The following is a 24,976-nucleotide window of genomic DNA, read 5'->3' on the forward strand; positions in this document are numbered from 1 at the left end:
CCCGGTGGTCGCCGGGGCCGCGCAGGTGCTCGATGGCGTGGCGGCGTCGGGCGAAGCGGGGCCTGCGCTGACCGCATTGCGTGCGCGCGTGGACGACGCGGTGCGTGCCGAGGCCGCGGAGCCGGCCGGCTCGGATCCGTCGCGCCTGCTCACGCTCGACCGGCTGGCGGCGCTGCTTGCCGGGTTCGACGCCGCCTTTGCGGGCAAGGCGCAGCTGGACCGCCCGAATCCGCCGGCGTCGCGCGTGCGCTATGCGTTCCACCACGATCCGGTGCTCGCGTGGCACAACGGCATTCGCGCGTTCGTCGCCGTGCTGGTCGCCTCGGCGCTCTGGATCGTCACCGCGTGGCCGTCGGGCGCCGGGTTCGTCGCGATCACGGGCGTGGTCTGCGCGCTGTTCTCGACGCGCCCGAACTCGGTCGGCGCCACCGTCGGCTTCCTGAAAGGGGCGGCCTGTGCGGCGGTCGCGGGCGCGCTCTGCAATTTCGTGCTGCTGCCGGCGGTGTCGGGATTCGAGATGCTCGCGTATATCCTCGGCGTGTTCATGATCGGCACGGGCATCGCGATGCGCAATCCGCGCACGGCCGGCATCGGCAGCGGCTTTTCGATCTTCTTCTGGAATTTCACGTCGCCGGACAATACGGCGCGCATCGGCGATGCCGCGTTTCTCAATTCGGCGCTCGCCACGCTGCTCGGCATCGCGTTCGGGGCGCTGGTGTTCGCGCTCGTGTTTCCCGGCGATCCTGGTACGAGCCGGCGGCGCCTGCATCGCGCGGTGCGCGACGATCTGGTTCGCATCGCACGCAATCCACGGGCATGGCGGGCGAGTGCGTGGCTGAGCCGCACGGCCGATCGTCTCGGGCGCGAACTCGGTTTCGCGGGCCGTCTGTCACCCACGCTCATCGAGCGCGACCTGCGCGATCTGCTCGCGGCCTGGACGATCGGCGACAGCCTGTTGTCGCTGGCCGAACTGGCCGCGCGCGAGCCGGCGGCGCGCCGGGCGGTCGCGGTCGTGCGGGGGCGGGTCGGGCGCGCGGATTTCGCGCGGCTCGCGCGAACCAGCAACGCGGCAGCCCGCGTGCTGCTGCGGCGCGTGACCGAAGTCGACAGCGACGACGGCCGCGCGCTGCTGCGCGGTGCGGTGCTGCTGGGAACGATCGCGGAGACGGCGGCCGCGCATGATGGCTTCCTGCGCGCGGTAGCGTTCGTCTGAAATCGGAAGGAGTGGTGCAGTCTCTCCTTCGAAAACCACCTGTCCATCGACGTTGGATGAGGCAGGCGCACCCTGAGGCTTCAGTTTTCCGCTTTGCCTCGCCGGGTAATCATTCGTCAGCGGTATCCAGTTCCGTGGTGTCGTTGCTCACTTTTTTCCGGGGCGACTGACGAAATCCAGACCTGAGCGCTTGAATTTATCAGCGTCTGTTCCAATGGTTACTTCCCAACAGTCTTCGAAAAATTCGAGCACTCTTGCAGTGCGTTCACATATTTGGCGAGGAGTCTGCTCACTCCCGTGCGCGATTTCATTTTCGGAATGGAATTCATGGCCAAATCCAATTTTTTCTATTGATCTGCTTTTATTGGGGATCAATTGCGGCCGTTTAATGAGAGCGATCGAGGAGCTGGCGCAACGCAGGCAACGACCCCGTACTGTCCGGGCGACAAGCACTCGACTCTGTTGCTGTAATGGAACGGCAAGGGGATATTTTTAATTTAATTCGAACCCATTTATATTGATTTTTGGGTTATTGAATAATATTGATGATTGATGACTCGAGATGGGCTGATATAAATAACAGCTTTAAAGTTTATGTTTTTTATCTATGTTGTATTCATGCGGCTGGTTTGATTGTTAAGTGTGCGCATGGGAGATTCCGGGAAACGGCGAGGCGAAGTCGTGCAAAAACGCCGCGTCAACGCGAAAAAACGAGGTGCGCGCGACTATGGCGTAGCAATGTGGTGGCCGCAGTAATGCGGGAAGTTGCAGTGGATTGATAGGTTTGCTTGCTAAATGATCGGGGCATTTAAATCGTGTATTAAAATAACACAAAGGTGAATGTCATGGCGGATCCGAAAAACTTCGTTGATCTTCAAGCTGGCTTCTACAACGCACTCGCCCAGGGTCTGGGGTACTCCAACCAGGACCCGTTTCAGGTGATTCAACCGTCGCCTCCGCTTCTGGATGGTGAGGGTGCGGATGACTTGCTCTGGGCCTATTTCAACAATCTTCCCGTCGCGTCTCTGACGGGGAACACGCAGATCTCGGGCGGCAATCAGTTTCTTGCCAATTACCAGGCAGTCATGTCTGCATTGCAGTCAGCACCGAACAACTTCCAATCGACGCTCGGCCCGGCATGTTGGGATAGCTATCAAGCTGCGCTGAAGCAGGACAAGAGCCTGACGAATCCCAAGAAGTTTCGCAATTGGGCGCTATATAACGGAGCGTGTTCTGCCGTTGCAGTGTCGGGCGCGTCTGCCTTGGCGGCTGCGGAGCTTGATCCGATCTTCGCTGCGCAGTTGAACGTCGAACCCTACCTCCCGGCCGGTGACGAGTCGGTTGACTTCGTGCCCGGCTACTCGAAGATGCTTGCCTTGCTCAAGAAGGCGCCGTATCGCTCCTTCAATGTCAGTACCAACAGCTGGCAAACCGATGTGTCCAGCACGTGGACCCAAGGTTCGAACAGCGGTTTCTTCGGGCTATGGGGCGGCAGCAGCTATACGTCGACGCTGAGCCAGAAGTTCGCCTCCGGCGGTGTATCGGTGGACGCGAGCTTCCGCAACGTGCTGCCGTTCAACGTGACCCCGGGCACGTGGTACAGCTCGGGCGCGTTCGGCCTCGCGTTCAACAACCCGGGCAGCGCGCCGTGGAAGCCCGGTGTCAAGCCCAATTGGGAAACGACATTCGGCGCGTCGGGCAACATGCAACGGTTCGCATCGACTCTCGTGATTGCCAACGAGATGAACATCAAGGTTACGTCTAACGCGTCCTATAGCGAGAGCGAGCAGGAGCAGATCAGAAATAACTCGTCCGCCGGTTTGTGGCCATTCTATTGCTCCAGTAGCTCGGGCGGTTCCAACACGTCGACGGCGTTCAATGCCGCGGGAAACATGACCGTCACGATCACCTCTCAGAAGAACGTACCCGTTGTCATCGGCTGCATCGTTCTTTCCGCAAGCCAGTATCTCGGCCATGAGTCGCTGGCGTCGAAGATCCTTACCGAGAAGTTCTACAGCTGACGTCGGGCAGTGATACCTGAGCCGGCATTCCGGCCATTTGCAGCAGGAGGTCGCTGCGCCGTGCTCATTTCGGGCGGGATCCCCTGGATCCCGCCGGCTTGCACAACCGAAGAAAGGTCAATCCCATGGCTTCATTCGTCGAACTGCAAGATCGCTTTGTCACCGCGGAGTTTGCGGCGCTCGGGTTTTCTCGGTCGGACGGGCAAGTGCTACAGCCGGCCGCATTGCTCCACTCCGGGGATAACGAGTCACTGTGGTCCTGCTTCAACACCATTCCGGCCGACTTGCCGGTCTTTGCGCCAAGCGGTGGCGACACGTTTTTTGCGGCATATTCCGCGTTGATCGACTCATTGATACCTGGATCCGCTCTGCTCGATCCGATCGCGGCAGCAAAGCATCGCCTCGATGCATGGGGGCGGCAGCCCCCCGCCTGGAATGTCGACTATGCCGGCCTGGTGAAGCAGCTTGCGGCAGCCCCTAGCGTCACGTTTCCGTTCGGCAGCGACGCCGAGCCCAATACAGGATTCTGGGGCCTGTGGGGCGGCAGCGATTCCATCTCGGGACCGAGTGCGCAATTCGCCGCCGGCGACGTGTCCGGTCAGTTCGAATTCCAGCACGTGCTTCGGTTGTCGGCAACGCCGTCCAACTGGTACGTTTCTTCAGCGCTGTCACTTGCGCACGCGACGAAGAGCGGCGACCCGTGGAATCCGGGATCGGCGATCAATTGGCAATCGACGTTTGGCCCGCAAGGCAACATGCAGCGCTTTGTTGCAAGCTTGCTTGTCGTATCGGGTCTGAATGCCGAGTACACATCGAGTGCGTCGTTTAGCAAAGCCGACCAGCAATCGATCCACGCCAGTCAGGCGAAGGGTATGTGGCCGTTCTACTTGAGCGGCTCCGGGATTTCCACATATATTCACTTCAACAGCGAGAACCAGATGACGGTGCAAATCGCCAGCGATCGGAATGCGCCAATCGTCCTCGCCGCGTCCGTGGTAAGTGCAGCGCAATTCCTCGGAGGGTAAGGGGCGCGACGCAATGGCGCGGTCGTCGATGGTGCGGTCCAATCCACGGCAGGACTCGTACCGAGAATGCAGGGGACGTCAACGCCGGGCGGCGCGTCGCTGCCGGGCCGAGTCGGTCGGATCAACTGAGCCGCCAGGCCTTGCCCGGCGTGACTTCCGCCGGCAGCGGCTCGCGGTTCAGCTCGAGCAGCGTGCGCTCGATCTGCCGCGTCATCGCGTCGAGTGCGAGATGGTTCGGCCCGTCGCCGAACGGCTCGGCGATCGCATGTGCGATCGCGTCGAGCGCGATCAGCGTATAGGCGACGAACACGCTGACGAACGGCGTCGCCGCGCCGATCGAATCGACGAGACCGAACGGCAGCAGCACGCAGTATGCATAGATGGTCCGGTGCAGCAGCACGTCGTATGAAAACGGGATCGGCGTCGACGCAATCCGTTCGCAGCCGCTCACCATCGCGACGAGATCGTCGAGGCGCGCGTCGAGCATCCACAGTCGCGTGTCGGAGAGATGGCCCGCATCGGCGCGTGCGGCGAACGCTTCGCGCAGTGCGTGCACGATGACGACCGGGCGGAACCGCGCAGCGGCAACGCGCGCGTAAGCGGCGCCGTCGAGCAGCCCGCGCAGGTCGGCGGCCGGATCGGTGCCGCGCAGTTGATGCTTGAGCGCATAGACGAACGCGACGACCGTCCGCACGAACGCGCGCCGCGATGCATCGTCACGGTCGATCGCACCGTAGCAGAGCGCCTGCGACACCAGCGTGCGCGTGGCGGTCAGCACGCCGCCCCACAGTTGCCGGCCCTCGCGGTAGCGTTCGTAGCTCGCGTTGTTGCGGAACCCCGCGAAGATCGCGAGCGTGAGGCCGATCAGCGTGAACGGCGTCGGGTTCAGCGGCACCTTCTCGCCGAGCACGCGGCCGCCGCCCCAGACCGCGACGAGGCTGATCGCGAGCGTCAGCACGAGCTGCGGCAGGATGGTCGGCAGCACCGAGCCGTTCCAGACGAGCAGCATCCGCAGCCAGTGCTCGCGCGGACGAACGATCATCGCGGCGCTCCGTCAGGCGGCGATCGAGGCCGGCGCGGCCGCGCGATGCAGCAGCACGGGAATCGACTTCGACGTCGGGGTGTTGCACACGTCGCCGACGCTGTCGAGCGGCACGAGCGGGTTCGTTTCCGGGTAGTACGCGCCGATGCAGCCACGCGGGATGTCGTACTCGACGAGCAGGAAGCCGTCCGCGCGCCGCTCGATGCCGTCGTGCCACACGGTTTCCATGTCGACCCAGTCGCCGGCCTTCAGGCCGAGCATCGCGAGATCGTCACGATTGGCGAACACCACGCGGCGCTGGCCGAACACGCCGCGATAGCGGTCATCGAGCCCGTAGACGGTCGTGTTGTACTGGTCGTGCGAACGCGTCGTCATCAGCGTCATCAGCCGCTCGCCGTGCAGCGCGCGGGCACGCTGGATCGGCGTGTCGGCCGGCAGCGCGTGCGCGATGAAGTTCGCCTTGCCCGTCGGCGTGAGCCATTCGCGGTCGCGCGACGCGACACGCAGGTGGAAGCCGCCCGGCCGCGCGATGCGCGTGTTGTAGTCGTAGAAGCCGTCGAGCGTCGCCTCGATCGCGTCGCGGATCTTCGCGTAGTCGTCCTTGTAGGCAAGCCAGTCGATCTTGCCGCTGCCGAACAGCGCATGGCCCATGTGCGCGACGATCGCGGGCTCCGACATCAGGTTCGGCGACGCCGGCTTGTTCATCCCGTACGACACGTGGACCATGCTCATCGAATCCTCGACCGTCACGCCTTGCGCGACGTTGTCCTGCAGGTCGATCTCGGTGCGGCCGAGCGTCGGCAGGATCAGCGCGTCGCGGCCGTGGATCAGGTGGCTGCGGTTCAGCTTCGTCGTGATGTGCACGGAGAGGTCGCAGCGGCGCATGCCTTCCCACGTGCGCGGCGTGTCGGGCGTCGCCATCGCGAAGTTGCCGCCGAGGCCGATCAGCACCTTCACGTGGCCTTCGAGCATCCCTTCGATCGTCTCGACGACGTCGTAGCCGTGGTGGCGCGGCGGTTCGAAGTCGAACACGTGGCCGAGCCGGTCGAGGAATGCCTGCGACGGCTTTTCCTCGATGCCGACCGTGCGGTTGCCCTGCACGTTCGAGTGGCCGCGCACCGGGCACAGGCCCGCGCCGGGGCGGCCGATGTTGCCGCGCATCAGCATCAGGTTCGTCAGCATCTGCACGGTCGCGACCGAATGCTTGTGCTGCGTGATGCCCATGCCCCACGTCGCGATCACGCGCTCGCTGCGTGCATAGAGCTGCGCGAGGCTGTCGATCTGTTCGTAGGGCACGCCGCTTTCGGCCGTCAGCGCCGACCAGCTTTCGTTGCGCAGGTCGTCGGCGAATGCGTCGAAACCGGCCGTGTGCTCACCGATGAACGCGGTGTCGAGCACGCGCGGCGCACCGGCGGCGCGCGCGGCGTCGTCGAGTTCGAGCACGCGCTTCGCCATCCCCTTGATCAGCGCGAAATCGCCGCCGATCGTCGGCTGGATGAACGTCGATGCGATCTTCGTGCCCGACATCGTCAGCATCTCGATCGGGCTTTGCGGATCGGCGAAGCGTTCGAGGCCGCGCTCCTTCAGCGGGTTGATCGACACGATCGTCGCGCCGCGCTTCGCGCACTCGCGCAGCTCGCCCATCATCCGCGGGTGGTTGGTGGCCGGGTTCTGGCCGAAGATCAGCAGCGTGTCCGCGTGTTCGAAATCGTCGAGCGTGACGGTGCCCTTGCCGACGCCGACCGACGCCGGCAGCCCGCGGCTCGTCGCCTCGTGGCACATGTTCGAGCAGTCGGGGAAGTTGTTCGTGCCGTACAGGCGCACGAGCAGCTGGTACAGGAACGCCGCTTCGTTGCTCGCGCGGCCGGACGTGTAGAACGCGGCCTGGTTCGGGTCGGGCAGTGCCCGCAGGTGGCGTGCGATCAGCGCGAAGGCGTCGTCCCATGCGATCGGCACGTAGCGGTCGGTCTGTGCGTCGTACACCATCGGGTCGGTGAGGCGGCCGTGCTGCTCGAGTTCGAAATCCGACTGTTCGAGCAGCTCGGTAACCGTGTGCGCGGCGAAGAAGTCGGGCGTCACGCGCTTGCTCGTCGCTTCCGCGGCCACCGCTTTCACGCCGTTTTCGCAGAATTCGAACGTCGACGCGTGCTGGCGATCGGGCCATGCGCAACCCGGGCAGTCGAAGCCGTCCGGCTGGTTCTGGCGCAGCAGCGTCCGGTAGTTGCCGCCGGCGACCTTTTCCTTGATCAGGTTGATCGTGACGGCTTTCAGCGCGCCCCAGCCGGCGGCCGGGTGGGTGTACGGTTCGATGCGCGCGGTGGCGGATTTCTTTTTCATGATGCAGCGGGTGTCGGGGTCGATGGGTGCAGAGTACGCGCGGCCCCCGTCCGGCTGTGTGTACACCTGTTCATTCCAAAAAAGAGTACAGTTGCGGCCATTCAGGCAGTGCGGATCGCAACTGTATTGTTGAAGGGAAGTTGAAAGGGAGGCGCGTGAAGCGTTACGAACAACTGGCCGACGATCTCCAGGCGCAGATCGAGCGCGGCGTGTACCGGCCCGGCGAGCGGATTCCGTCGGTGCGGCAGGCGAGCCGGCAGCAGCAGCTCAGCGTCACGACCGTGCTGCGCGCGTACCTCGTGCTGGAAAGCCGCGGCCTGATCGAGAGCCGGCCGCAATCGGGCTATTTCGTCCGGGCGCGCGCGTCGGCGCCGGCCGAGGCCGAGCTGCACATGTCGGCGCCGGCCGCCGAGCCGTCGGCCGTGGACGTGAGCCGGCTCGTGCTGTCGACGCTGCGCTCGATCTCGCGCGACGACGCGGTGCCGCTCGGTTCGCCGTATCCCGATGCGTCGCAGTTTCCGGTGCAGCGTCTTGCGCGCTATGCACAGACGATCGGCCGCCGCCGCACGCGCTGGGGCGTGATCGACGATCTGCCGCCCGGCAACCAGGAGCTGATCCGCCAGATCGTGCGGCGCTACGCGGAGCGCGGGATCGTGGTCGAACCCGGCGAGATCGTGGTGACGATCGGTGCGACCGAGGCGATCAACCTGTGCCTGCAGGCCGTCGCGAAGCCGGGCGACACGATCGCCGTCGAGTCGCCGACCTTCTATGCGATGCTGCACGCGATCGAGCGGATGGGCATGCGCGCGCTGGAAGTCGCGACGCACCCGGTCGACGGCATCGATCTCGACGCGCTCGAACGGGTCCTCGAACGCGAGCGCATCGCCGCGTGCATGGTGATGCCGAACTTCCAGAATCCGCTCGGTTTCCAGATGCCCGACTCGCGCAAGCGCGCGCTCGTCGAACTGCTGGCGAAGCACGGCGTGCCGGCGATCGAAAGCGACGTCTATCACGAGCTGCACTTCGGCGACACGACGCCGAGCGCGCTGAAGTCGTTCGACCGCGACGGGCTCGTGCTGCATTGCGCGTCGTTCACGAAGAGCCTGTCGCCGCGCTACCGGATCGGCTGGGCGATGCCGGGCCGCTACCGCGATCAGGTCGAGAAGCTGAAATTCCTGAACACGCTGGCCACGCCCGCGATCGAGCAGCTCGCGATTGCCGAGTACCTGAAATACGACGGCTACGATTTCCATCTGCGGCGCATGCGCAAGCAGTACGCGCAGCAGGCGAGCCTGATGAGCGCGATGGTGCGGCGTTTCTTCCCGGAAGGCACGCGGTTGTCTCAGCCGCAGGGTGGGTACGTGCTGTGGGTCGAGCTGCCGCGGCAGGTCGATGCGATGAAGCTGTATGCGGCCGCGCTCGCGCAAGGGATCACGGTCGGCCCCGGGCACATGTTCTCGGCGAGCACCGATTACCGGCATTTCATCCGGCTCAACTACAGCTATCCGTGGTCGCGGCAGATCGAGGATGCGTTGAAGGTGCTCGGGCGGCTCGCGTCGGAGTGCGCGGCGCGCTGAGTACCGGGGGCCGCGCGGCAAGCGGCGGCCGACGATCGGCCGCCACCGTATGCATCACCCCGCGTGCGGCGCCTGCAGCCCGGCTTGCGCGGCGCCGACCATCTGCCGCATGTCGAAGCCCGACGGGTGCTGGTACACGCGCAGCCCGAACTCCGGCAGCACCGCGATCAGGTGATCGAACAGGTCGGACTGGATGGCCTCGTAGTCGACCCACGTCGTCGTGTCGGTGAAGCAGTACAGTTCGAGCGGAATGCCTTCGGCCGTGAGCGGCAGTTGCCGCGCCATGCAGGTCATGTCGCGGCGGATGCGCGGATGGCCCTTCAGGTAGTTCGCGACATACGCGCGGAACGTGCCGAGATTCGTCAGCTGGCGGCGGTTCGCCGGGCAGTCGCCGGCCGCGCCGAGCGTGCCGTTCCATTGCTCGATCGCGTCGACCTTGTCCTCGAGATAGTCCTTCAGCAGCGTCAGGCGTTCGAGCCGTTCGATCTCGTCGTGGGAGAGAAAACGCACGCTCGTCGCGTCGACGAACAGCGCGCGCTTGATGCGGCGCCCACCCGCTTCGGTCATTCCGCGCCAGTTCTGGTAGCTCTCGGTGATCAGCTTCCACGTCGGCACGGTGATGATCGTGTGATCGAAGTTCGCGACCTTGACGGTGTTCAGCGTGATGTCGATCACGGTGCCGTCCGCGCCGGCCGACGGCATCGTGATCCAGTCGCCGATCCGCAGCATGTCGTTCGACGACAGCTGCACGCCCGCGACGAGGCCGAGCAGCGTGTCCTTGAAGATCAGCATCAGCACCGCGGACATCGCGCCGATGCCCGACAGCAGCAGGCCGATCTGCTTGCCGGTCGCGTCGCCGATCACGACCAGCGCGGCCGTGATGAACATCACGAGCTTGACGAGCTGCATCGCGCCTTTCAGCGACAGGTGCGGCTGGCCGCGCTGATCGCGCTGGTACGTGCGATGCGTGTGTTCGAGCGCCGACAGCGTCGCGCTGACGGTCATCGTCACGAGGAACACGATCAGCGCGAACAGCACCTTGTCGGCGACCTCCGCGGCCGTCCCGGGGATGCCGGGCACCGCGCCGAGCCCGAACTTGATCACGACGAACGGGACGATACGGTTCAGCCATTTGAATGCGCCGAACTCGAACAGCGCGTCGTCGACGCGCGTGGCGGACAGCCGGGCGAGCCGCGCGACCACGCGGAACAGCAGGAAATGGACGACGGCGGTGATCGCACCGGCGGCGGCGAGCAGGATGAGGGTGCCGACGAGCGGCGCAAACCAGGATTCGTTCAGGGTCATAGGGGCAAACAGGGGCCTTCTCGTGCGTTGAATCGGCGCCGCGGCGCGGCGCGCGCCCGGTGAAGGGCACATGAAAGGGACCGTGATTGTGCCATCGGGTTCCGGGCGCGTTACTGCGAGTGCAAGGTGCGCGTCTCCCGAATCTCCTCACCATTGCGTAGGTTTCCTCTGTAATCGGGTGAGGGCGCGTGGTGAAAGCGCATCACCGCGAGCGGCCGCACGCGCATGTCGCCGGATGCGTTGTGCACGGGCCGGGGATCGGCTGCAGCCCGCTCCAGAGGGCCTTCGCGCTTCGATGCGCGCGACCGGCGATCCATGCAATCATGCGGGCGTCGCCCGTGCCGGCGCGTGTGACGCTCGCCTTCGCGTGCGGCTCATCGCCGACGGTGAGCGACACGTGCCACCTTTGCGCACTTGCCATGTGATGGCTGCCCGGGGCACGATGCACGAACGACTTCGCGAACCCGTCACCCCGTATTCACGCATTCGACGCATTCCACGCATGCAAGATTCCAACGAAAGCCGCCCGCCAGGCGTGCGGCTGCTGAAAGGCATCCTCCCGATCCGCCGTGGCGGGGCCGTCCGCGACGTGTTCGCGGGTATTTCGCTCGCGTCGATGGACATCCCGCAGGTGCTCGGCTATGCGCGCATCGCCGGCATGCCGGCCGTCACGGGCCTCTACACGGTGTTCCTGCCGCTCGTCGCGTTCGCGTGCTTCGGTGCGTCGCGGCATCTGGTGGTGGCCGCCGATTCCGCGACCGCGACGATCTTCGCGAGCCGGCTGTCGTCGATGGCGCCGGCCGGCAGCGCCGAGTACGTGGCGCTGGCCGGCATGGTCGCGCTGCTGACCGCCGCGATGCTGCTGCTCGCACGCCTCTTCAAGCTCGGCTTTCTCGCCGATTTCCTGTCGCGCACGGTGCTGGTCGGCTTTCTCGCCGGCGTCGGCGTGCAGGTGTCGATCGCGATGCTCGGCGACATGCTCGGGTTGGCCGTGCCGTACCCGGCGTCGCGCAGCCTGGCACAGCTCGACTACGTCGTCACGCATCTGGTCCACACGAACCGGCCGACGTTCGCGCTCGCGGCGCTCGTCGTCGTCGCGATTCTCGCGTGCAAGCGGTTCCTGCCGCGCGTGCCGATGCCGATGATCGTAGTCGTGGGCAGCATCGCCGCGAGCTACGCGTTCGGGTTCGCCGCGCACGGCATCGCGGTGCTCGGGCCGGTCGCGGGCGGCCTGCCGCCGCTGCGCTGGCCGTCCGTCACGTGGCAGCAGTGCCTCGATCTCGTGCCGGTCGCGGCTTCGTGCTTCGTGATGATCATCGCGCAGAGTGCGGCCGCCGCACGCGTGTTCGCGCAGCAGTACGACGAGGAGGTCGACACGAATGCCGACATCCTCGGCCTCGCGGCCGCGAATGCGGCGGCGGCGATGGGCGGCGCGTTCGTCGTCAACGGCAGCCCGACGCAGACGGCGATGGCCGACGGCGCGGGCGTGCGCAGCCAGATCGGGCACCTCGCATTCGCGGCCGTGGTGGCGGTGGTCCTGCTGTTCTTCAGCACCTATCTGCAGTACCTGCCGCATGCGGTGCTGGCCGGCATCGTGTTCACGATCACGCTCGGGCTGATCAACGTGCGCAGTCTCGCCGCAATCCGCAAGGAAAGCCCCGGCGAGTTCACGCTCGCGCTGGTGACGGCGCTGGCCGTCGTGACGGTCGGCGTCGAGCACGGCATCCTGCTGGCCGTCGCGCTGTCGCTGATGCGGCACGTGCGCCACAGCTACCAGCCGCACACGATGGTGCTCGAACCGGTCGACGGCAACGGGCGGTGGCAGCCGGTGCCCACGCGGCGCGGCGCGATGACGGCGCCCGGGCTGATCGTCTACCGGTTCGGCTCCGACCTGTTCTTCGCGAACGATCATCTGTTCACCGCCGAAGTGACCGAACTCGTCGAGGCGGCGCCGGTGCCGACGCGCTGGTTCGTCGTCGATGCGGGCGCGATCACCGATATCGACTACTCGGCCGCGCGGACGCTGACGGACCTCGTCAGGATGCTGCAGGCACGCGGGATCGGTGTGCTGTTCGGGCGTGTCAATCGCTACCTGCGCGCGGACATGGATCGTCACCGGATCACGGAGATCGTCGGCGCGTCGTGCATCTTCCCGACGCTGCACCAGGCACTGGAGGCCGCCGGCACGACGCCGGCGCCGCAGGAACCGGGCATCGTGTAGCGGGAGCGGACGCCAGGCCGCCGCCCGTACGCGCGCGAAGCCGTTGCGCAAGTGGCGTCGATCGTGCCGATGTGGTTGCCGTAGCCACTCCGCGCGCGGGGCGCGGCGTGACGTAGCCCAGCCAGCGCCCGCGGTCAGCGCGAACCGGCGCGCGCGGCGCCGGCAGGTTTCCCGCCCGCACCGGCCGACCACAACGGCAACCGCAGCGTCGTGACGAAGCTCGCCGCGTGCAGCACGCAAAGCAGGCCGAACGCCCACGCATACGCGTTCGCCTGCGTGCCGCCGCTCGCCACCGATTCGGCCTGCAGCCGCCACGCGAGGAACAGCGAGCAGATCGTCGTGAACGTCGGGCCGCCGAGACGCTGCACGATATTGAGCGAGGTCGTCGCCATCGGCAGGTTGCGGCGCTCGACCGACGCATACGCGGCGGAAATCGACGGCGCGCCGATCGCGCTCTGGCCCATGCCGCGCAGGAACAGCGCGGGCACGAGCAGGACCGGATCGTAGCCGGTCAGCGCGAGCAACACGAACGGCAGCGTCGCGAACAGCGCGAGCAACGCGCCTGCGGCGGCCAGCCGGCGCACGCCGAACCGGCTCGTGAGCGCACCCATCGACGGGTAAGTGACCAGCATGCCGAGCCCCATCGGCGCGAGCAGCCAGCCCATTTCGCCGGGTGTGCGGCCGCACGCCTGGATCAGGAACACCGGGATCAGCATCTGGCCCGCGAACAGCGCGCCGTTCGACAGGAACTGCGTCGACGCGGCCGCGCCGAACACCTTCCGGCGAAACAGCGCCAGGTCGATCAACGCGCGGTCGCCCTTGCGCGTTTCGATCCGCAGGAACGCCGCGAGCACCAGCGCCGCCGCGACGATCGCCGCGATGCCGAGCGCTTCGTTGATCCGCTCGATCCCGTAGAGGAACAGCACGAGCCCCGGCGACAGCAGCGCGAGGCCGGCCCAGTCGAGCTCGCGCGGCTGCGTGTCGTCGCGGTCGCCGGGCAGGAACCGCACGGCCAGCGCAAGCGCCAGCACGCCGACGGGCAGGTTCACGAGAAAGAGCCAGCGCCACGACGTGTGCTGCAGGATCGCGCCGGCAACGACCGGGCCGAGGATCGGCGCGATCAGCACGGGCACGGCCGCGTAGCCGATCACGCGCGCCATCTGCTGGCCGGCGACACGCGCGATCATCATCTGCGCCATCGGCGCGAGCAGCCCACCGCTCATGCCTTGCAGCACGCGGAAGGCGATCAGCGAGGGCGCGGACCACGCGAGCCCGCACAGCGCCGATGTGAGCGTGAACGCCGAGAAGCACCACAGGTACAGCGCCTTCGCGCCGATCCGGTCGACGAGCCAGCCGTTCAGCGGCAGCACCAGCGTGAGCGCGAGCAGGTAGCCGCTCGTCACCCACTGGATCGTCGAAAGGTTCGCGTGCAGGTCGGTCGCGAGACTCGACAGCGACACGTTGACGATCGTCGCGTCGAGTTGCGACAGCAACGAGCCCAGCACGGCGACCGCGCTGACCTTCCAGATCGACGGATCGAGCCGGCCGGCCGCGTGGTCCCGCGCCGGCCGAGTGTGCGGGTCGCTCACGCGCCGCGCCGGTCGAGCAGCGCGACGATGTCCTGCGTCGTGCCCGTCTCGCCGAGGCGCGGGAACAGGCGCTCGATGCTGTTCACATGCGCATCCGCGTTGAGGTCGGTCATCGCGTCGACGGCGAGCGTGACGTTGTAGCCGAGTTCATGCGCCTGCCGTGCGGTCGATTCGACGCCGATGCTCGTCGCGACGCCGGTCAGCACGATCTGCGTGACGCCGGCGGCCTTCAGGTGCGCGTCGAGGTCGGTGCCGGTGAAGGCACCCCAGGTCTTTTTCGTCACGAGGTGGTCGGCCGGCTGCCGGTTCAGTTCGGGCACGAGCTCGGCCCAGTCGGCCGGGAGCTGTGCCGTGCGCGGCGGTTGCTCGGTGCGGCCCGGTGCGCCGCCCGCGACGTTGACCAGCACGACCGGCAGGCCGCGGCTGCGGAATGCGTCGAGCAGTGTGCGGGTGTGCGCGATCACCGGTTCGACCGGGTGCGCGGTGGGGAGGGCGACGATGCCTTTCTGCAGGTCGATGACGACGAGTGCCGTGTGCGTATCGAGACGGGTTGCGCTCATGATGGGACTCCGTGAAAGGGGCGAAGGAAGCCGTGCGCGCGAATGCCGTGGGGCGCGCCGGCCGGATTCATTGCTCGCCGATGCGGCGGATCAGCGGGATCGCGGCGGCGAGCGTGGCGATGTCTTCGGGATCGAGTTGCGCGATCGCGGCGCCGAGCCACTTGTGCTTCGCGGCGTTGCGCTTGAGCCGCGCGTCGAGCCCGGCCGCGGTCAGCCGGAACAGGATCTGGCGGCCGTCGGTCGGATGCGGTTCGCGTTCGACGAGACCGTCTTCCTCGAGACTGGCAAGTGTCGCCTTCATCGACTGCGGCTTCATTGCTTCGGCGCGCGCGAGGTCGGCGGTCGTCATCGGCCCGTGCCGTTCGAGTCGCGCGAGCGCGCTCGTCTGGGACATGCCGAGCCCGCCGGATTCGATCTCCGAGCGGAGCCGGCGGATCAATTGGCCGACCGCGAGGGTCAGATCGGCGGCGACGATATCGGCGGAAACGCCGGATTTGCGTGGCGGGTTCATGCGGCGGATCATAGGACACGACAGCTAAACTTGCAAGTTTAACTGTCGAATTGATCGCCGGATCGCGGTGCAGCCGGGCGGGTGGTTACGCGCCGGGGAGCGGGACCGGTACGACTTCGCTGTATCGCGGGGTCGCGCTTTCGTGCAGCAGGTCGCCGAGGTATTGCGCCAGTTCGTCGGCGGCAAGCTCGGACGGAATGTGCAGGTTTGCCGGGCGCCGCTTGCCTTCGGCGCCGAGAGCGAACACGATCCAGCGGTCGTTCTTGCGTACGACGGCGAGTAGCCGGCCAAATGCGTTGAAGCGGTATTCGTCCTGCATGGCATCGCTCCGTGACGGTAAACGCGCCGGCCGCCCGTGCGCGCTTACTGGATCGAGCAGGACAGCCAGCGATGGATCTTGATGGCATCGCTCGAGACACCCGCGCGCGTCGGCGCGCCGAGCAGCACGACCGTTTCGCGGCGGCCCTTCACACGCATGCGCATCACGACGCCGTGCCCCGACTCGTTGATGAAGCCGGTCTTCTGCAGCCGGATCGGCAGGCGGCGGTAGCGGACGAGCGGGTCGGAATTCACATACAGCAGCTCGCCGTCGCCCGGGCGCACGGTGGTCGACGTATCCGTCGAGAAATAGCGGATCAGCGGATCCTGCGCGGCCGCGCCGACGAGCTTCGCGAGATCCTCCGCCGTCGACACGTTGTGCGGCGACAGGCCGGTGGGCTCGCGGAAGTGCGTATGGCGCATGCCGAGGCGGCGCGCTTCGCGGTTCATTGCCTTGACGAACGCGGCGCGTCCGCCCGGATAGTCGCGGCTCAGCGCGGCGGCCGCGCGGTTTTCCGACGACATCAGCGCGATATGGAACATCTCGCGGCGCGACAGTTCCGAGCCAACCTGCAGGCGCGACCCGGTGAACTTGATCGTGTCGCGGTCGTGCGCGGTGACGCGCAGCACGCCGTTCAGCGGACGGTCGGCGTCGCGCGCGACGACGGCCGTCATCAGCTTCGAGATCGACGCGATCGGCCGCACGGTGCGTGCGTTGCGGGCCAGCAGCGGCGTGCCGGAGTCGACGTCGAGCACGTAGGCGGCGCGTGAATGGAGCGAGTTGACTGCGCGCGGGTTATAGCCGCAGCTTGCCATCAGGCGCGGCCTGGCGGCCGCCGGGCGCGGGCGCACGGCAGTCGTGCGCTTGGCGCGACGCTGCTGCGGGGCCGGTGCCGCCTGACGCTTGGCTGCCTGGTGCTTCACGCGCGGGCGGCGGTGCTTGACGGCCTTCTGCTTACGCTGCGCGGGCTTTTTCCTGACGGCTTTCTTGACGGCCTTTTTCGCATGCGGCTGCACATGCGCGACGCGCTGCGGCGTGTGACGTTGTGCGGACGACGCGTTCGTCGAGAAGGCGAACATCAGCATCGACAGGGCGACGAGCAGGGTGGTCCGGGCGAGAGGCAGGCGCGCGATGAGGCCGGTCAAGCGAAAGTCTCCTTTTCACGCGCGGTGAGGCTGCGTGGAATGCGTGGATGGTCGGCGGGATGCGGAAAATTATACGGTCGATCGCGGAGCGATGACGATTGAAGGCGGGAAAAGATGCGCGATTCGGTGAAATTGGGCGACGCTGATCGGTGATTCGAGGAGGGTGCAGCGGCCTGCGCGCTTGCGGTCGCGCGATATATGGCGCGATACGTGGCGCGATCGTGCGTCGATAGCGCCGATGCTCAACGCGGCCAGTTGCGCCGCGACACCACCGCGAAGCTGATCGCGATCGAACCCGTCACGGGGCGCGGCGGTGCATCGTTCATCGCGCTCATCGCGTCCACCGCATCGCCGAAACGAAAGCGGCGGCCGCGGCCGTCAGCGCGTTCGGCACGACGTTTCGGCGCGCGCGGATCGGCCGTTGCGGCGCGCTCATCGAGGGCGGCCGGTGCGCACGACGTGTCGTCGGGCGGACATTCACAGACGAGATCTACAGACATGACGGTCGATTCCTGAAAGGGCATGTCCGTATTGAACGCCATCGCATTCGATCGGTAAAATGAATGTTTCGATCATTATGATTCCTTTTAAGAATGGAATTGAAACTGCTGCGAACCTTCCTGACGGTCACCGAGCTGTGCCATTTCAGCCGCGCGGCCGATGCGCTGCACATGAGCCAGCCGGCACTGAGCAAGCAGATCGGCGCGCTCGAGGCGAGCCTCGGCGGCAAGCTGTTCGAGCGTGGCCGGCACGGCGCGGAGCTCACTGCGTTCGGCGAGCGTTTCCTGCCCGATGCGCAGGCGCTGGTGCGCGATGCGGACGAGATTCTCGTGCGCGCGCGTGAGCTGTCGAGCGGGCAGCGCGGTCATTTGCGGCTGGGCATCTGCCTGTCGGTGCTGACGCTCGTCCCGAAGCTCGTCGCGGAATTTCGCAGCCGGAATCCCGGCATTGCGGTGACGTTGAGCGACCTGTCGTCCGCGGAGCAGACGCGTCGGCTCCGCGCGGGCAAGCTCGATGCGGGATTCCTGCGTTTGCCGTCGGACGAAGGGTTGTCGTCGTTCAAGGTGATCGACGAGGCGCTGGCGCTTGCGGTGCCGCCGCATCTCGGCCTGAAGCGCGTGCCGGCCGATCTCGGCACGCTCAACGAGATCGGCTTCATCGCATTGCAGCGCGCACGCGGACAAGGGTTGGCCGCGCAGGTCGACCGGTGGTGCGTCGAGCGCCGTTTCGTGCCGCACGTGACGCAGCAGGCCGAGGACGTGCAGTCGGTGCTCGCGTCGGTCGCGGCCGGCGCGGGCGTCGCGTTCATTCCGTCGCGTGCGCAATATCTGCTGCGCGACGCGACGGTATTGCCGCTCGACGGCAAGGATGCGAAGTGGCGGGTCGGGCTCGCATGGCTATCGGATCGCGACGATCCCGTCACCACACGCTTCGTGTCGTTCATGCGTGCCGCGATCAAGAATGCATGAGGGACGAAGCGGTATAGTGTCCTCAGCCGGCAGCGGTCGCCCGATCGCCAGCCCCAGTCTCGCTCACCCACCACCACCCATGACTTCAGAATCCGACGACGCCCCGCTCGATCCCGCACTCGTCGCGACGCTCGCGACACTGAACGACGCCGCGAGCGATCCGGCCGGCAAGGTCTGGTCGCTGCCGAAGATCGCGAAACGCACGCAACTGCCGATGAGCACGCTGCGCCGCGTGCTCACGCAGCTCGACGCCGCCGGCCTGAGCGCGACGACGTTGAACGAGGACGGTACCGGCAGCGCCGCGCTGACCGACGAAGGGCGCGCGGTGTGCGCGCAACTGTTCGGCGCGAACGACGCGCAATGAAAACCGGGCCGCTGGAAGCGGCCCGTCGTCTTGCGGTTCGACGCTCGGCGTCGATGCGTTACCACCGCACCGTCACGCCGCCCATCACCGAATGATCGTAGGTCTGGTCGTTCAGCCCGCGCCGGTAGCCGAGGTCGAGATCGAGCCACGGCTTCGGCGAATAGATCGCGCCCGCGATCACGAAGGCGGGATTCGCGCCTGCGCTGCTTGCCGTGTGGCGCGACGTGCCGATGTCGGCCACGATCTGCAACTTGTCGGTCGCCTTGTAGATCGCCGCGCCGGACACGGCCCAGATCGACGTCAGGTCGCCCTGGCGATTCGGCTGGTATGTCATGCCCGCATTCGCGAGGAACGAAAATCGCGCGACGTCGAGCTGCGCGAGCAGCGTTGCGCCGGTGCCCACGCGGCCGGTGCCGAGCCCGCGCCGGTCGTTGCCGGTCGGCGCGGTCAGTTTCGGCTTCAGCGCGATCGACAGCGGGCCGCGCTCGACGAACCGCCATTTCATGCCGATCTCGACATCGCCGATTCCGGCGCCGTTTTCATCGGTGCGTGTTTGCAGATGCGTGTACGGCGCGTTCACGTAGAGATCGACGTGCTCGCCGAACCCGCGCGTGAGCGTCGCGTTCCACAGCTGGTGGCGGCCGTTTTCTTCCTGTTTCGAGGTTTCCTCGGCATTGAATTCGAACTGCCAGTTCGCGTTGCCCTGCGTGCCCGTGTCGTCGCTGACGAGCGGATGGGTGGCGAGCGCATCGAACGGCGCGAGGAAGGCGCTCGCGGCTGCGAGCGGAAGCATTCTTTTCATCGTGTCACCCGAGATGCGTGGCGAGCCTGCCGGCTCGCGCCCAGGCAGGCGCAGGCCGGCAGGTCGTCAAGCGAAGACGTTCAGAACCACTGCTTGTAGCGGCGCACGTAGATCGTCTTGACGATCTGCGCGAGCAGGATGTAGCCGACCATCGTCGCGGCGAGCCACAGCCAGAAGGTGCCCGGCAGGTGCATGAAGCCGAGTGATTCGGCGAACGGCGAGAACGGCAGCCAGCAGCCGATCGCGATCGCGGTGAACGTCGACAGCAGCACCGGCAGCGCGGCCGTGCTCTGCAGGAACGGGATCTTCTGCGTGCGCAGCAGGTGCACGACGAGCGTCTGCGATACCAGGCTCTCGATGAACCAGCCCGAGTTCATCACGATCTGGCCGCCGGTGCCGCCGTTCAGGTGATACATCGCACCCGCGCCGAACACGGTCCACATCAGGATGTACGTCGTGATGTCGAACACCGACGACGTCGGCCCGACCCACAGCATGAAGCGGCTGATGTTGCCGGCTTCCCACTTGCGCGGCTTCTTCAGGAACTCGGGATCCATCTTGTCCCACGGCAGCAGCATCTGCGACGTGTCGTAGATCAGGTTCAGCACGAGCAGCTGCGTCGCGAGCATTGGCTCCCACGGCAGGAACGCGCTGGCGACGAGCACCGAGAACACGTTGCCGAAGTTCGAGCTGGCGGTCATGTTCAGGTACTTCAGGATGTTGCCGAACGTCTCGCGGCCCTTGATCACGCCTTCCTCGAGCACCATCAGGCTCTTTTCGAGCAGGATGATGTCGGCGGTTTCCTTCGCGATGTCGGCGCCGCTGTCGACCGAGATGCCGACGTCGGCGTCGCGCAGCGCGGGCGCATCGTTGATGCCGTCGCCGAGGAAGCCAACCGTGTGGCCGTTCGCCTGCAGCGCCTTGACGATGCGCGCCTTTTGCAGCGGCGTGAGCTTCGCGAACACGGTCGTGCGTTCGACGACTTCCGCGAGCGTCGCGTCGTCGAGCGCTTCGATTTCCGTGCCGAGGATCGGCTTGCCGGGTTCGAGGCCGACCTGGCGGCACACCTTCATCGTGACGACCGGGTTGTCACCCGTCAGCACCTTCACCGCGACGCCGTTTTCGCGCAGCGCGGCGAGCGCCGGCGCGGCCGATTCCTTCGGCGGATCGAGGAAGGTCAGGAAGCCGCGCACGACGAGGTCGTGTTCGTCGGCGGTGCGGTACTGCTGGCGCTCGTCGCCGCGCGGGATCGTGCGCGTGGCGAGCACCAGCACGCGGAAGCCGTCCTCGTTGTAGGCGCTCGCCTGTTCGAGCAGCCGCTTGCGCGCGACGAAGTCGAGCGGGCGCACGCCGTCCTCATCCTGCACATGCGTGGAGACGGCCAGCATTTCCTCGACCGCGCCCTTGCAGATCAGCAGGTGCGTGCCGTGCCTGTCCTCGACGACGACCGACAGGCGGCGCCGCACGAAGTCGAACGGCAGTTCGTCGATCTTCTTGTAGCCCTGCGGCTTCACGCGCTCGCCGATCTCGTCGGCACGCGCGACGACCGCGATGTCGATCAGGTTCTTCTGGCCGCTCTGGTGGAAGCTGTTCAGCCAGCCGAGCCGCAGGATCTCCTCGTCCTTGTAGCCCGACAGGTCGAGGTGATGTTCGAGGATGATCTTGTCCTGCGTGAGCGTGCCGGTCTTGTCGGTGCACAGCACGTCCATCGCGCCGAAGTTCTGCACCGAGTTCAGCCGCTTGACGACGACCTTGCGGCGCGCCATCGCCACCGCGCCGCGCGCGAGGTTCGCGCTGACGATCATCGGCAGCATCTCCGGCGTGAGGCCCACGGCCACCGCGAGGGCGAACGTGAGCGCGCTCAGCCAGTCGCCCTTGGTCAGCCCGTTGATCATGAACACGATCGGCACCATCACGAACATGAACTTGATCAGCAGCCAGCTCACGCTCGCGACGCCGCGGTCGAAGCTCGTCTCGATGCGCTTGTGGCTCACGACGTTGCGCGCGAGCGAGCCGAAGTAGGTGTCCTCGCCGGTCGCGACGACGACGGCCGTCGCCGTGCCGCTGACGACGTTGGTGCCCATGAAGCAGACGTTCTCGAGATCGAGCAGCGATGCCGACGTATCGGTCGCGGAGTCGGCCGCGCGCGTGCCGGCGGATTTGCCGGCGACCGCGCCGAGCGTGTCGTACTTCTCGACGGGCAGCGCCTCGCCGGTCAGCACGGCCTGGCTGATGAACAGGTCGCGCGACGCGAGCAGGCGCACGTCCGCCGGGATCATGTCGCCGGCCGACAGGTGCACGATGTCGCCGGCCACGACTTCGCGCATCGGCACCTCGCGGCGTGTCGGCTCGGACGTGTCGGTCATGGCACGCTGCACGGTGGCCGTCGTGCGGACCATCGCCTTCAGCTTCTCGGCCGCGCGCAGCGAACGGAATTCCTGCACGAAGCGCAGCAGCGCGCTGATCGTGACCATCGTCAGCAGGATCGTCATGCCGACGTAGTCGCGATCGTCGGGCGCGGCGAAGTAGACGTCGGTGAAGAAGCTGATCGCGGCCAGCACCAGCAGCACGTAGACGAACGGGTTGTGGAACGAGAGCAGCAGCTGGCGGGTCCAGTGCGGCGGCTTGTCGTGCGCGATTTCGTTCGGGCCGTAGTGCTGCAGGCGGTCGGCGGCCTGGTCGTAGGTGAGGCCGCGCGTGCTGGTGTTCAGCGACTTCAGCGTCTCTTCGAGCGGACGGGCCGCTTCCTGCGCCGCGCGCATGATGCGCGGGTCGTTCTGCTGGGCGCCGCCGGCCTTGATGAAGCCGCGCTGTTTCTTTTGCGATGTGTTGTGTCGTGTTGTCATGAGTCGCTCCTAGCGCACGAGGCGGCGGGCGGGGAGCGACCGTGACGTTATCGACGCACGAGCGCTCCCCGCCGCGTCGCGTCAGGCGCGATCGGCTGTGGATCGGTGAAGGCGGGAACGCTCGCCGGCGCGTGCGGTGCGGCCGGAGGGGCGATGCGAGGCGTCGCACCGGCGAGCGGTAATCGACTACTGTCGTCTGAGTTCATCTGCACTCCTGTCGGTTGCGAATAGTCGGCACGGGCGATCGACGGCGACGCACGCACGAAGGCGCGCGGCCGGACGGCACGCGAACGGAAAACGCACGCGGCTGACGCTGCGCGCAACACGAACGCACGCGCGCGACGGCGCATCGCGTGCATTCGACAATAATGAAAATTCGGCGGGAGATCTGGCCCGTCAAGTCAGGCCGGAAGGACGCCGCATCCTGCTTCCCGGGATGCGGCAGAAGACGAGGCTCTGCGCGTTTTCCTCAGGCAGCAGTCGAGTTGGTCAAGCACCAACTACAACTCGCATCGGTGTTCACAGAACACTCCATGTAATTAGACGGGAGCGATGGTAATGGGTCGCTGTGCGAAGCGTCAACCCTTTTGTCAGTCGGTATTTCGAGAAAGGGAATCGGGGTGAGGTGTGCGCGGCGCGCCGTCGGATCGACGCCAATGAAACGGCCGCGCGCATGCGATATCGGCATGCGCGCGGCCGTGTCGAAGCAGGTGGCGTATTAGTGGGCCGATGCGACGGCGGCCCCTGCATCGAGGATGCCCGAGCCCGCCGGCATCGCGGTGCACGACGTGCCGGCCGCGAGCTTGGCCGTGCGCGTGCCGCCCTGCAGCTTCTGCTGGATCTGCGCGGGCGTGAGGTTGCCGTTCACCGACAACATCAGCGCGGCAACCCCCGTCACTTGCGGCGTGGCGAGGCTGGTGCCGTTCGCGAGGCCGTAGGTGTCCGAGCCCGGGGTCGTCGTGCCGGTATTCGACGTCGACAGGATGTTGACGCCCGGCGCGCTCAGCGAGACATCGGGGCCGAAGTTGCTGAACGACGCGCGGCGGCCGGTCGCGTCGGTGGCGCCGACGCTGATCACGCCGCGGCAGTTCGCGGGCTGGTCGAGCCCGGTCGACAGGCCGTCGTTGCCGGCGGCGACGATGACGGTCACGCCCTTCGCGGTCACGTCGTCGATGGCCTGCTGGAACGTCGTGCTGCACGCGCCGATACCACCGAGGCTCAGGTTGATGACCTTCGCGGGGCGCGGGTTGTTCGGCACGCCGTTCACCGCGATGCCGGCGGCCCAGCGCATCCCGTCGGCGATGTCGCTCGTCGTGCCGCCGCACTTGCCGAGCACGCGCACCGGCAGGATCTGGCCGAGCCACGACACGCCGGCGATGCCGGTGCCGTTGTTGGCGGTCGCGCCGATCACGCCCATCACGCGGGTGCCGTGCCAGCTGCTGTCGCTCGGCTGGCTTGCGCAGTGATAGTACGGACCGTTTGCGTTGTCGAGTTCCTGCTGCGTGACCCAGTCGCCCGGGTCGGTCGCGTCAGGGCTGCGGGTCAGGCCGTTGTTGCTGGTGTTGACGTTGCTGATGAAGCTGTAGCCGGACAGGATGTTGCCGACGAGGTCGGCGTGCGGCCGGTAGCCCGTGTCGAGCACGGCCGTGACGACGGTCGGCGAACCCTTGGTCGCGCTCCACGCGGGCGGCAGGTTGATCCCGGCGGTCGGGTCGGACAGGTACCACTGCTGGCTGTAGAGCGGGTCGCTCGGCGTGTCGCGGATCTGCATCGGATGATCCGGTTCCGCGTAGTCGACGTCGGAATCGGCTGCGAATGCCTGCGCGAGCGCGGCTGCGTCGGTGGCGGCCATGCGCTGGCCGAGCGACAGCACGGTCGCGCCGTTCGAGATCGTCCGCTCGACCTGCACGTTCACCGGCGTTTGCCCGACCGTGCTCGCATACGCACGTGCGCTGCCGGCGATCGGCGCCGTCCAGCGCGTCAGCGAGCGCTGGATCACTGCGTCGAGCCGCGTCCCGTTGTCGATGGCGGCCATCGCACGCGTGGCCGTCAGCGTCTTCAGCTTGACGATCAGGTGATCGATCGGCGGTTCGGTCGGCGCGGTCTGCGCGGCCATCTGCACGGCGGCCTGCTGCGTCGTGCACGCATTGCTGCCGGACGACGTGGGCGGGTTCGTGGGATTGGACGGCGCGGGAGACGGCGTGGGGGCAGGGGCAGGGGCAGGCGCTGCGTTGGAAGAAGACGGGTTGCTGCCGTCGCCGCCGCCTCCGCCGCCGCAACCGGCGAGGGGCAGGAGGGCGGCGGCGGACAGCATGCCGGCGAGCATGCGCGCATGTGCGGAGCGCGCCAGCGCAAAATTGAAACGCTTGGTTCTCATGTTGAAACTCGATCCTCGTAGATAACCGTCGTGCCGGCGGTGGCGCTGGTCCGGCTGACCCGGACCTTGTCTTTTTTGTCTGACGGTTGCAGCCAGGTTGCTGCGACGCGCCATGCACTGGGTAACGGCCTGCGCGGCGGCTTCTTGAGTGCGTTTCACGAGAAAAACCGGGGTGGGCGCAAACGATTACGTTGGTGCGTTGCAGCATGAACGCGTGTTTGGAACGCGTGGCACAAAAGGTGGGGCGAGTCCG

The 24,976-nt window shown here is 66.6% G+C and carries 19 protein-coding genes; 7 read left to right on the forward strand and 12 right to left on the reverse strand.

Features of this window, described 5'->3' with window-relative positions:
• The 3 genes from G3N98_RS24690 to G3N98_RS24700 all read left to right on the forward strand — a co-directional run.
• On the forward strand, nt 1-1,213 hold a 1,213-nt coding region (locus G3N98_RS24690; protein WP_206149458.1), incomplete at its 5' end, for an FUSC family protein.
• An 845-nt stretch (nt 1,214-2,058) separates the two neighbouring features.
• Nucleotides 2,059-3,234, forward strand: a complete 1,176-nt coding sequence (locus G3N98_RS24695) for a hypothetical protein (protein ID WP_089475086.1) — start codon at nt 2,059-2,061, stop codon at nt 3,232-3,234.
• Between the two features lie 125 nt (nt 3,235-3,359).
• Nucleotides 3,360-4,259: a hypothetical protein gene (locus G3N98_RS24700; RefSeq protein WP_206149459.1), complete on the forward strand. Its 900-nt coding sequence runs from the start codon at nt 3,360-3,362 to the stop codon at nt 4,257-4,259.
• A gap of 121 nt (nt 4,260-4,380) precedes the next feature.
• Here the strand turns inward: G3N98_RS24700 and G3N98_RS24705 are convergent, their stop codons facing one another.
• Nucleotides 4,381-5,301, reverse strand: a complete 921-nt coding sequence (locus G3N98_RS24705) for a bestrophin family ion channel (RefSeq protein WP_175237612.1) — start codon at nt 5,299-5,301, stop codon at nt 4,381-4,383.
• A gap of 12 nt (nt 5,302-5,313) precedes the next feature.
• On the reverse strand, nt 5,314-7,638 hold the full coding sequence (locus G3N98_RS24710; RefSeq protein WP_175237611.1) for an FdhF/YdeP family oxidoreductase: 2,325 nt from the start codon (nt 7,636-7,638) through the stop codon (nt 5,314-5,316).
• 155 nt (nt 7,639-7,793) lie between these two features.
• Between G3N98_RS24710 and G3N98_RS24715 the strand changes: the two genes are divergently transcribed.
• Nucleotides 7,794-9,215: a PLP-dependent aminotransferase family protein gene (locus G3N98_RS24715; RefSeq protein ID WP_089427250.1), complete on the forward strand. Its 1,422-nt coding sequence runs from the start codon at nt 7,794-7,796 to the stop codon at nt 9,213-9,215.
• 54 nt (nt 9,216-9,269) lie between these two features.
• Here the strand turns inward: G3N98_RS24715 and G3N98_RS24720 are convergent, their stop codons facing one another.
• Nucleotides 9,270-10,520: a mechanosensitive ion channel family protein gene (locus G3N98_RS24720; protein WP_206149460.1), complete on the reverse strand. Its 1,251-nt coding sequence runs from the start codon at nt 10,518-10,520 to the stop codon at nt 9,270-9,272.
• A gap of 502 nt (nt 10,521-11,022) precedes the next feature.
• Between G3N98_RS24720 and G3N98_RS24725 the strand changes: the two genes are divergently transcribed.
• Nucleotides 11,023-12,741 carry a SulP family inorganic anion transporter gene (locus G3N98_RS24725; RefSeq protein WP_206149461.1) on the forward strand — a complete coding sequence of 573 codons (1,719 nt, stop codon included), beginning with the start codon at nt 11,023-11,025 and terminating at the stop codon, nt 12,739-12,741.
• Between the two features lie 134 nt (nt 12,742-12,875).
• On the opposite strand, the gene G3N98_RS24730 is transcribed toward G3N98_RS24725, so the two are convergent.
• From G3N98_RS24730 to G3N98_RS24755, 6 genes are all read right to left on the reverse strand, one after another.
• Entirely contained in the window at nt 12,876-14,330 is a 1,455-nt protein-coding gene (locus tag G3N98_RS24730; protein ID WP_206149462.1) for a DHA2 family efflux MFS transporter permease subunit, read from the reverse strand.
• Nucleotides 14,327-14,890 carry an isochorismatase family protein gene (locus G3N98_RS24735; protein ID WP_206149463.1) on the reverse strand — a complete coding sequence of 188 codons (564 nt, stop codon included), beginning with the start codon at nt 14,888-14,890 and terminating at the stop codon, nt 14,327-14,329. The genes G3N98_RS24730 and G3N98_RS24735 overlap by 4 nt, the downstream gene beginning before the upstream one ends.
• Before the next feature lie 67 nt (nt 14,891-14,957).
• The gene (locus G3N98_RS24740; RefSeq protein ID WP_089427256.1) at nt 14,958-15,413 is read right to left on the reverse strand and encodes a MarR family transcriptional regulator; all 456 of its coding nucleotides are present in this window, start codon (nt 15,411-15,413) and stop codon (nt 14,958-14,960) included.
• Between the two features lie 73 nt (nt 15,414-15,486).
• Complete coding sequence (locus G3N98_RS24745; protein ID WP_089427257.1) at nt 15,487-15,720, reverse strand: hypothetical protein; 234 nt, start codon at nt 15,718-15,720, stop codon at nt 15,487-15,489.
• 44 nt (nt 15,721-15,764) lie between these two features.
• On the reverse strand, nt 15,765-16,865 hold the full coding sequence (locus tag G3N98_RS24750) for a serine hydrolase (RefSeq protein ID WP_206149464.1): 1,101 nt from the start codon (nt 16,863-16,865) through the stop codon (nt 15,765-15,767).
• A 242-nt stretch (nt 16,866-17,107) separates the two neighbouring features.
• Nucleotides 17,108-17,407 carry a hypothetical protein gene (locus G3N98_RS24755; RefSeq protein ID WP_206149465.1) on the reverse strand — a complete coding sequence of 100 codons (300 nt, stop codon included), beginning with the start codon at nt 17,405-17,407 and terminating at the stop codon, nt 17,108-17,110.
• A 51-nt stretch (nt 17,408-17,458) separates the two neighbouring features.
• Here G3N98_RS24755 and G3N98_RS24760 point away from each other — a divergent pair, with 51 nt between their 5' ends.
• A complete protein-coding gene (locus tag G3N98_RS24760) occupies nt 17,459-18,334 on the forward strand; it encodes a LysR substrate-binding domain-containing protein (protein ID WP_089432850.1) in 876 nt (291 codons plus the stop codon).
• Nucleotides 18,335-18,413: 79 nt separating this feature from the next.
• A complete protein-coding gene (locus tag G3N98_RS24765; protein WP_089475072.1) occupies nt 18,414-18,698 on the forward strand; it encodes a transcriptional regulator in 285 nt (94 codons plus the stop codon).
• Nucleotides 18,699-18,756: 58 nt separating this feature from the next.
• On the opposite strand, the gene G3N98_RS24770 is transcribed toward G3N98_RS24765, so the two are convergent.
• From G3N98_RS24770 to G3N98_RS24780, 3 genes are all read right to left on the reverse strand, one after another.
• Nucleotides 18,757-19,500, reverse strand: coding sequence for a transporter (locus G3N98_RS24770; protein ID WP_206149466.1), 744 nt, complete (start codon nt 19,498-19,500; stop codon nt 18,757-18,759).
• 80 nt (nt 19,501-19,580) lie between these two features.
• Nucleotides 19,581-22,346, reverse strand: a complete 2,766-nt coding sequence (gene mgtA / locus G3N98_RS24775) for a magnesium-translocating P-type ATPase (RefSeq protein ID WP_089427263.1) — start codon at nt 22,344-22,346, stop codon at nt 19,581-19,583.
• Nucleotides 22,347-23,064: 718 nt separating this feature from the next.
• The gene (locus G3N98_RS24780) at nt 23,065-24,723 is read right to left on the reverse strand and encodes a S8 family peptidase (protein WP_206149467.1); all 1,659 of its coding nucleotides are present in this window, start codon (nt 24,721-24,723) and stop codon (nt 23,065-23,067) included.
• Nucleotides 24,724-24,976: the final 253 nt, after the last annotated feature.

This window comes from Burkholderia sp. Tr-20390, assembly GCF_017104595.1.
GTDB lineage: Bacteria > Pseudomonadota > Gammaproteobacteria > Burkholderiales > Burkholderiaceae > Burkholderia.

What these genes read in the sequence shown, in the direction of transcription:
- G3N98_RS24710 (WP_175237611.1), bottom strand. Translation starts at nt 7,638, where the DNA reads ATGAAAAAGAAATCCGCCACCGCGCGCATCGAACCGTACACCCACCCG.
- G3N98_RS24725 (WP_206149461.1), top strand. Translation starts at nt 11,023, where the DNA reads ATGCAAGATTCCAACGAAAGCCGCCCGCCAGGCGTGCGGCTGCTGAAA.
- G3N98_RS24720 (WP_206149460.1), bottom strand. Translation starts at nt 10,520, where the DNA reads ATGACCCTGAACGAATCCTGGTTTGCGCCGCTCGTCGGCACCCTCATC.
- G3N98_RS24765 (WP_089475072.1), top strand. Translation starts at nt 18,414, where the DNA reads ATGACTTCAGAATCCGACGACGCCCCGCTCGATCCCGCACTCGTCGCG.
- G3N98_RS24770 (WP_206149466.1), bottom strand. Translation starts at nt 19,500, where the DNA reads ATGAAAAGAATGCTTCCGCTCGCAGCCGCGAGCGCCTTCCTCGCGCCG.
- G3N98_RS24735 (WP_206149463.1), bottom strand. Translation starts at nt 14,890, where the DNA reads ATGAGCGCAACCCGTCTCGATACGCACACGGCACTCGTCGTCATCGAC.
- G3N98_RS24740 (WP_089427256.1), bottom strand. Translation starts at nt 15,413, where the DNA reads ATGATCCGCCGCATGAACCCGCCACGCAAATCCGGCGTTTCCGCCGAT.
- G3N98_RS24705 (WP_175237612.1), bottom strand. Translation starts at nt 5,301, where the DNA reads ATGATCGTTCGTCCGCGCGAGCACTGGCTGCGGATGCTGCTCGTCTGG.
- G3N98_RS24745 (WP_089427257.1), bottom strand. Translation starts at nt 15,720, where the DNA reads ATGCAGGACGAATACCGCTTCAACGCATTTGGCCGGCTACTCGCCGTC.
- G3N98_RS24760 (WP_089432850.1), top strand. Translation starts at nt 17,459, where the DNA reads ATGGAATTGAAACTGCTGCGAACCTTCCTGACGGTCACCGAGCTGTGC.
- G3N98_RS24755 (WP_206149465.1), bottom strand. Translation starts at nt 17,407, where the DNA reads ATGGCGTTCAATACGGACATGCCCTTTCAGGAATCGACCGTCATGTCT.
- G3N98_RS24700 (WP_206149459.1), top strand. Translation starts at nt 3,360, where the DNA reads ATGGCTTCATTCGTCGAACTGCAAGATCGCTTTGTCACCGCGGAGTTT.
- mgtA (WP_089427263.1), bottom strand. Translation starts at nt 22,346, where the DNA reads ATGACAACACGACACAACACATCGCAAAAGAAACAGCGCGGCTTCATC.
- G3N98_RS24695 (WP_089475086.1), top strand. Translation starts at nt 2,059, where the DNA reads ATGGCGGATCCGAAAAACTTCGTTGATCTTCAAGCTGGCTTCTACAAC.
- G3N98_RS24780 (WP_206149467.1), bottom strand. Translation starts at nt 24,723, where the DNA reads ATGAGAACCAAGCGTTTCAATTTTGCGCTGGCGCGCTCCGCACATGCG.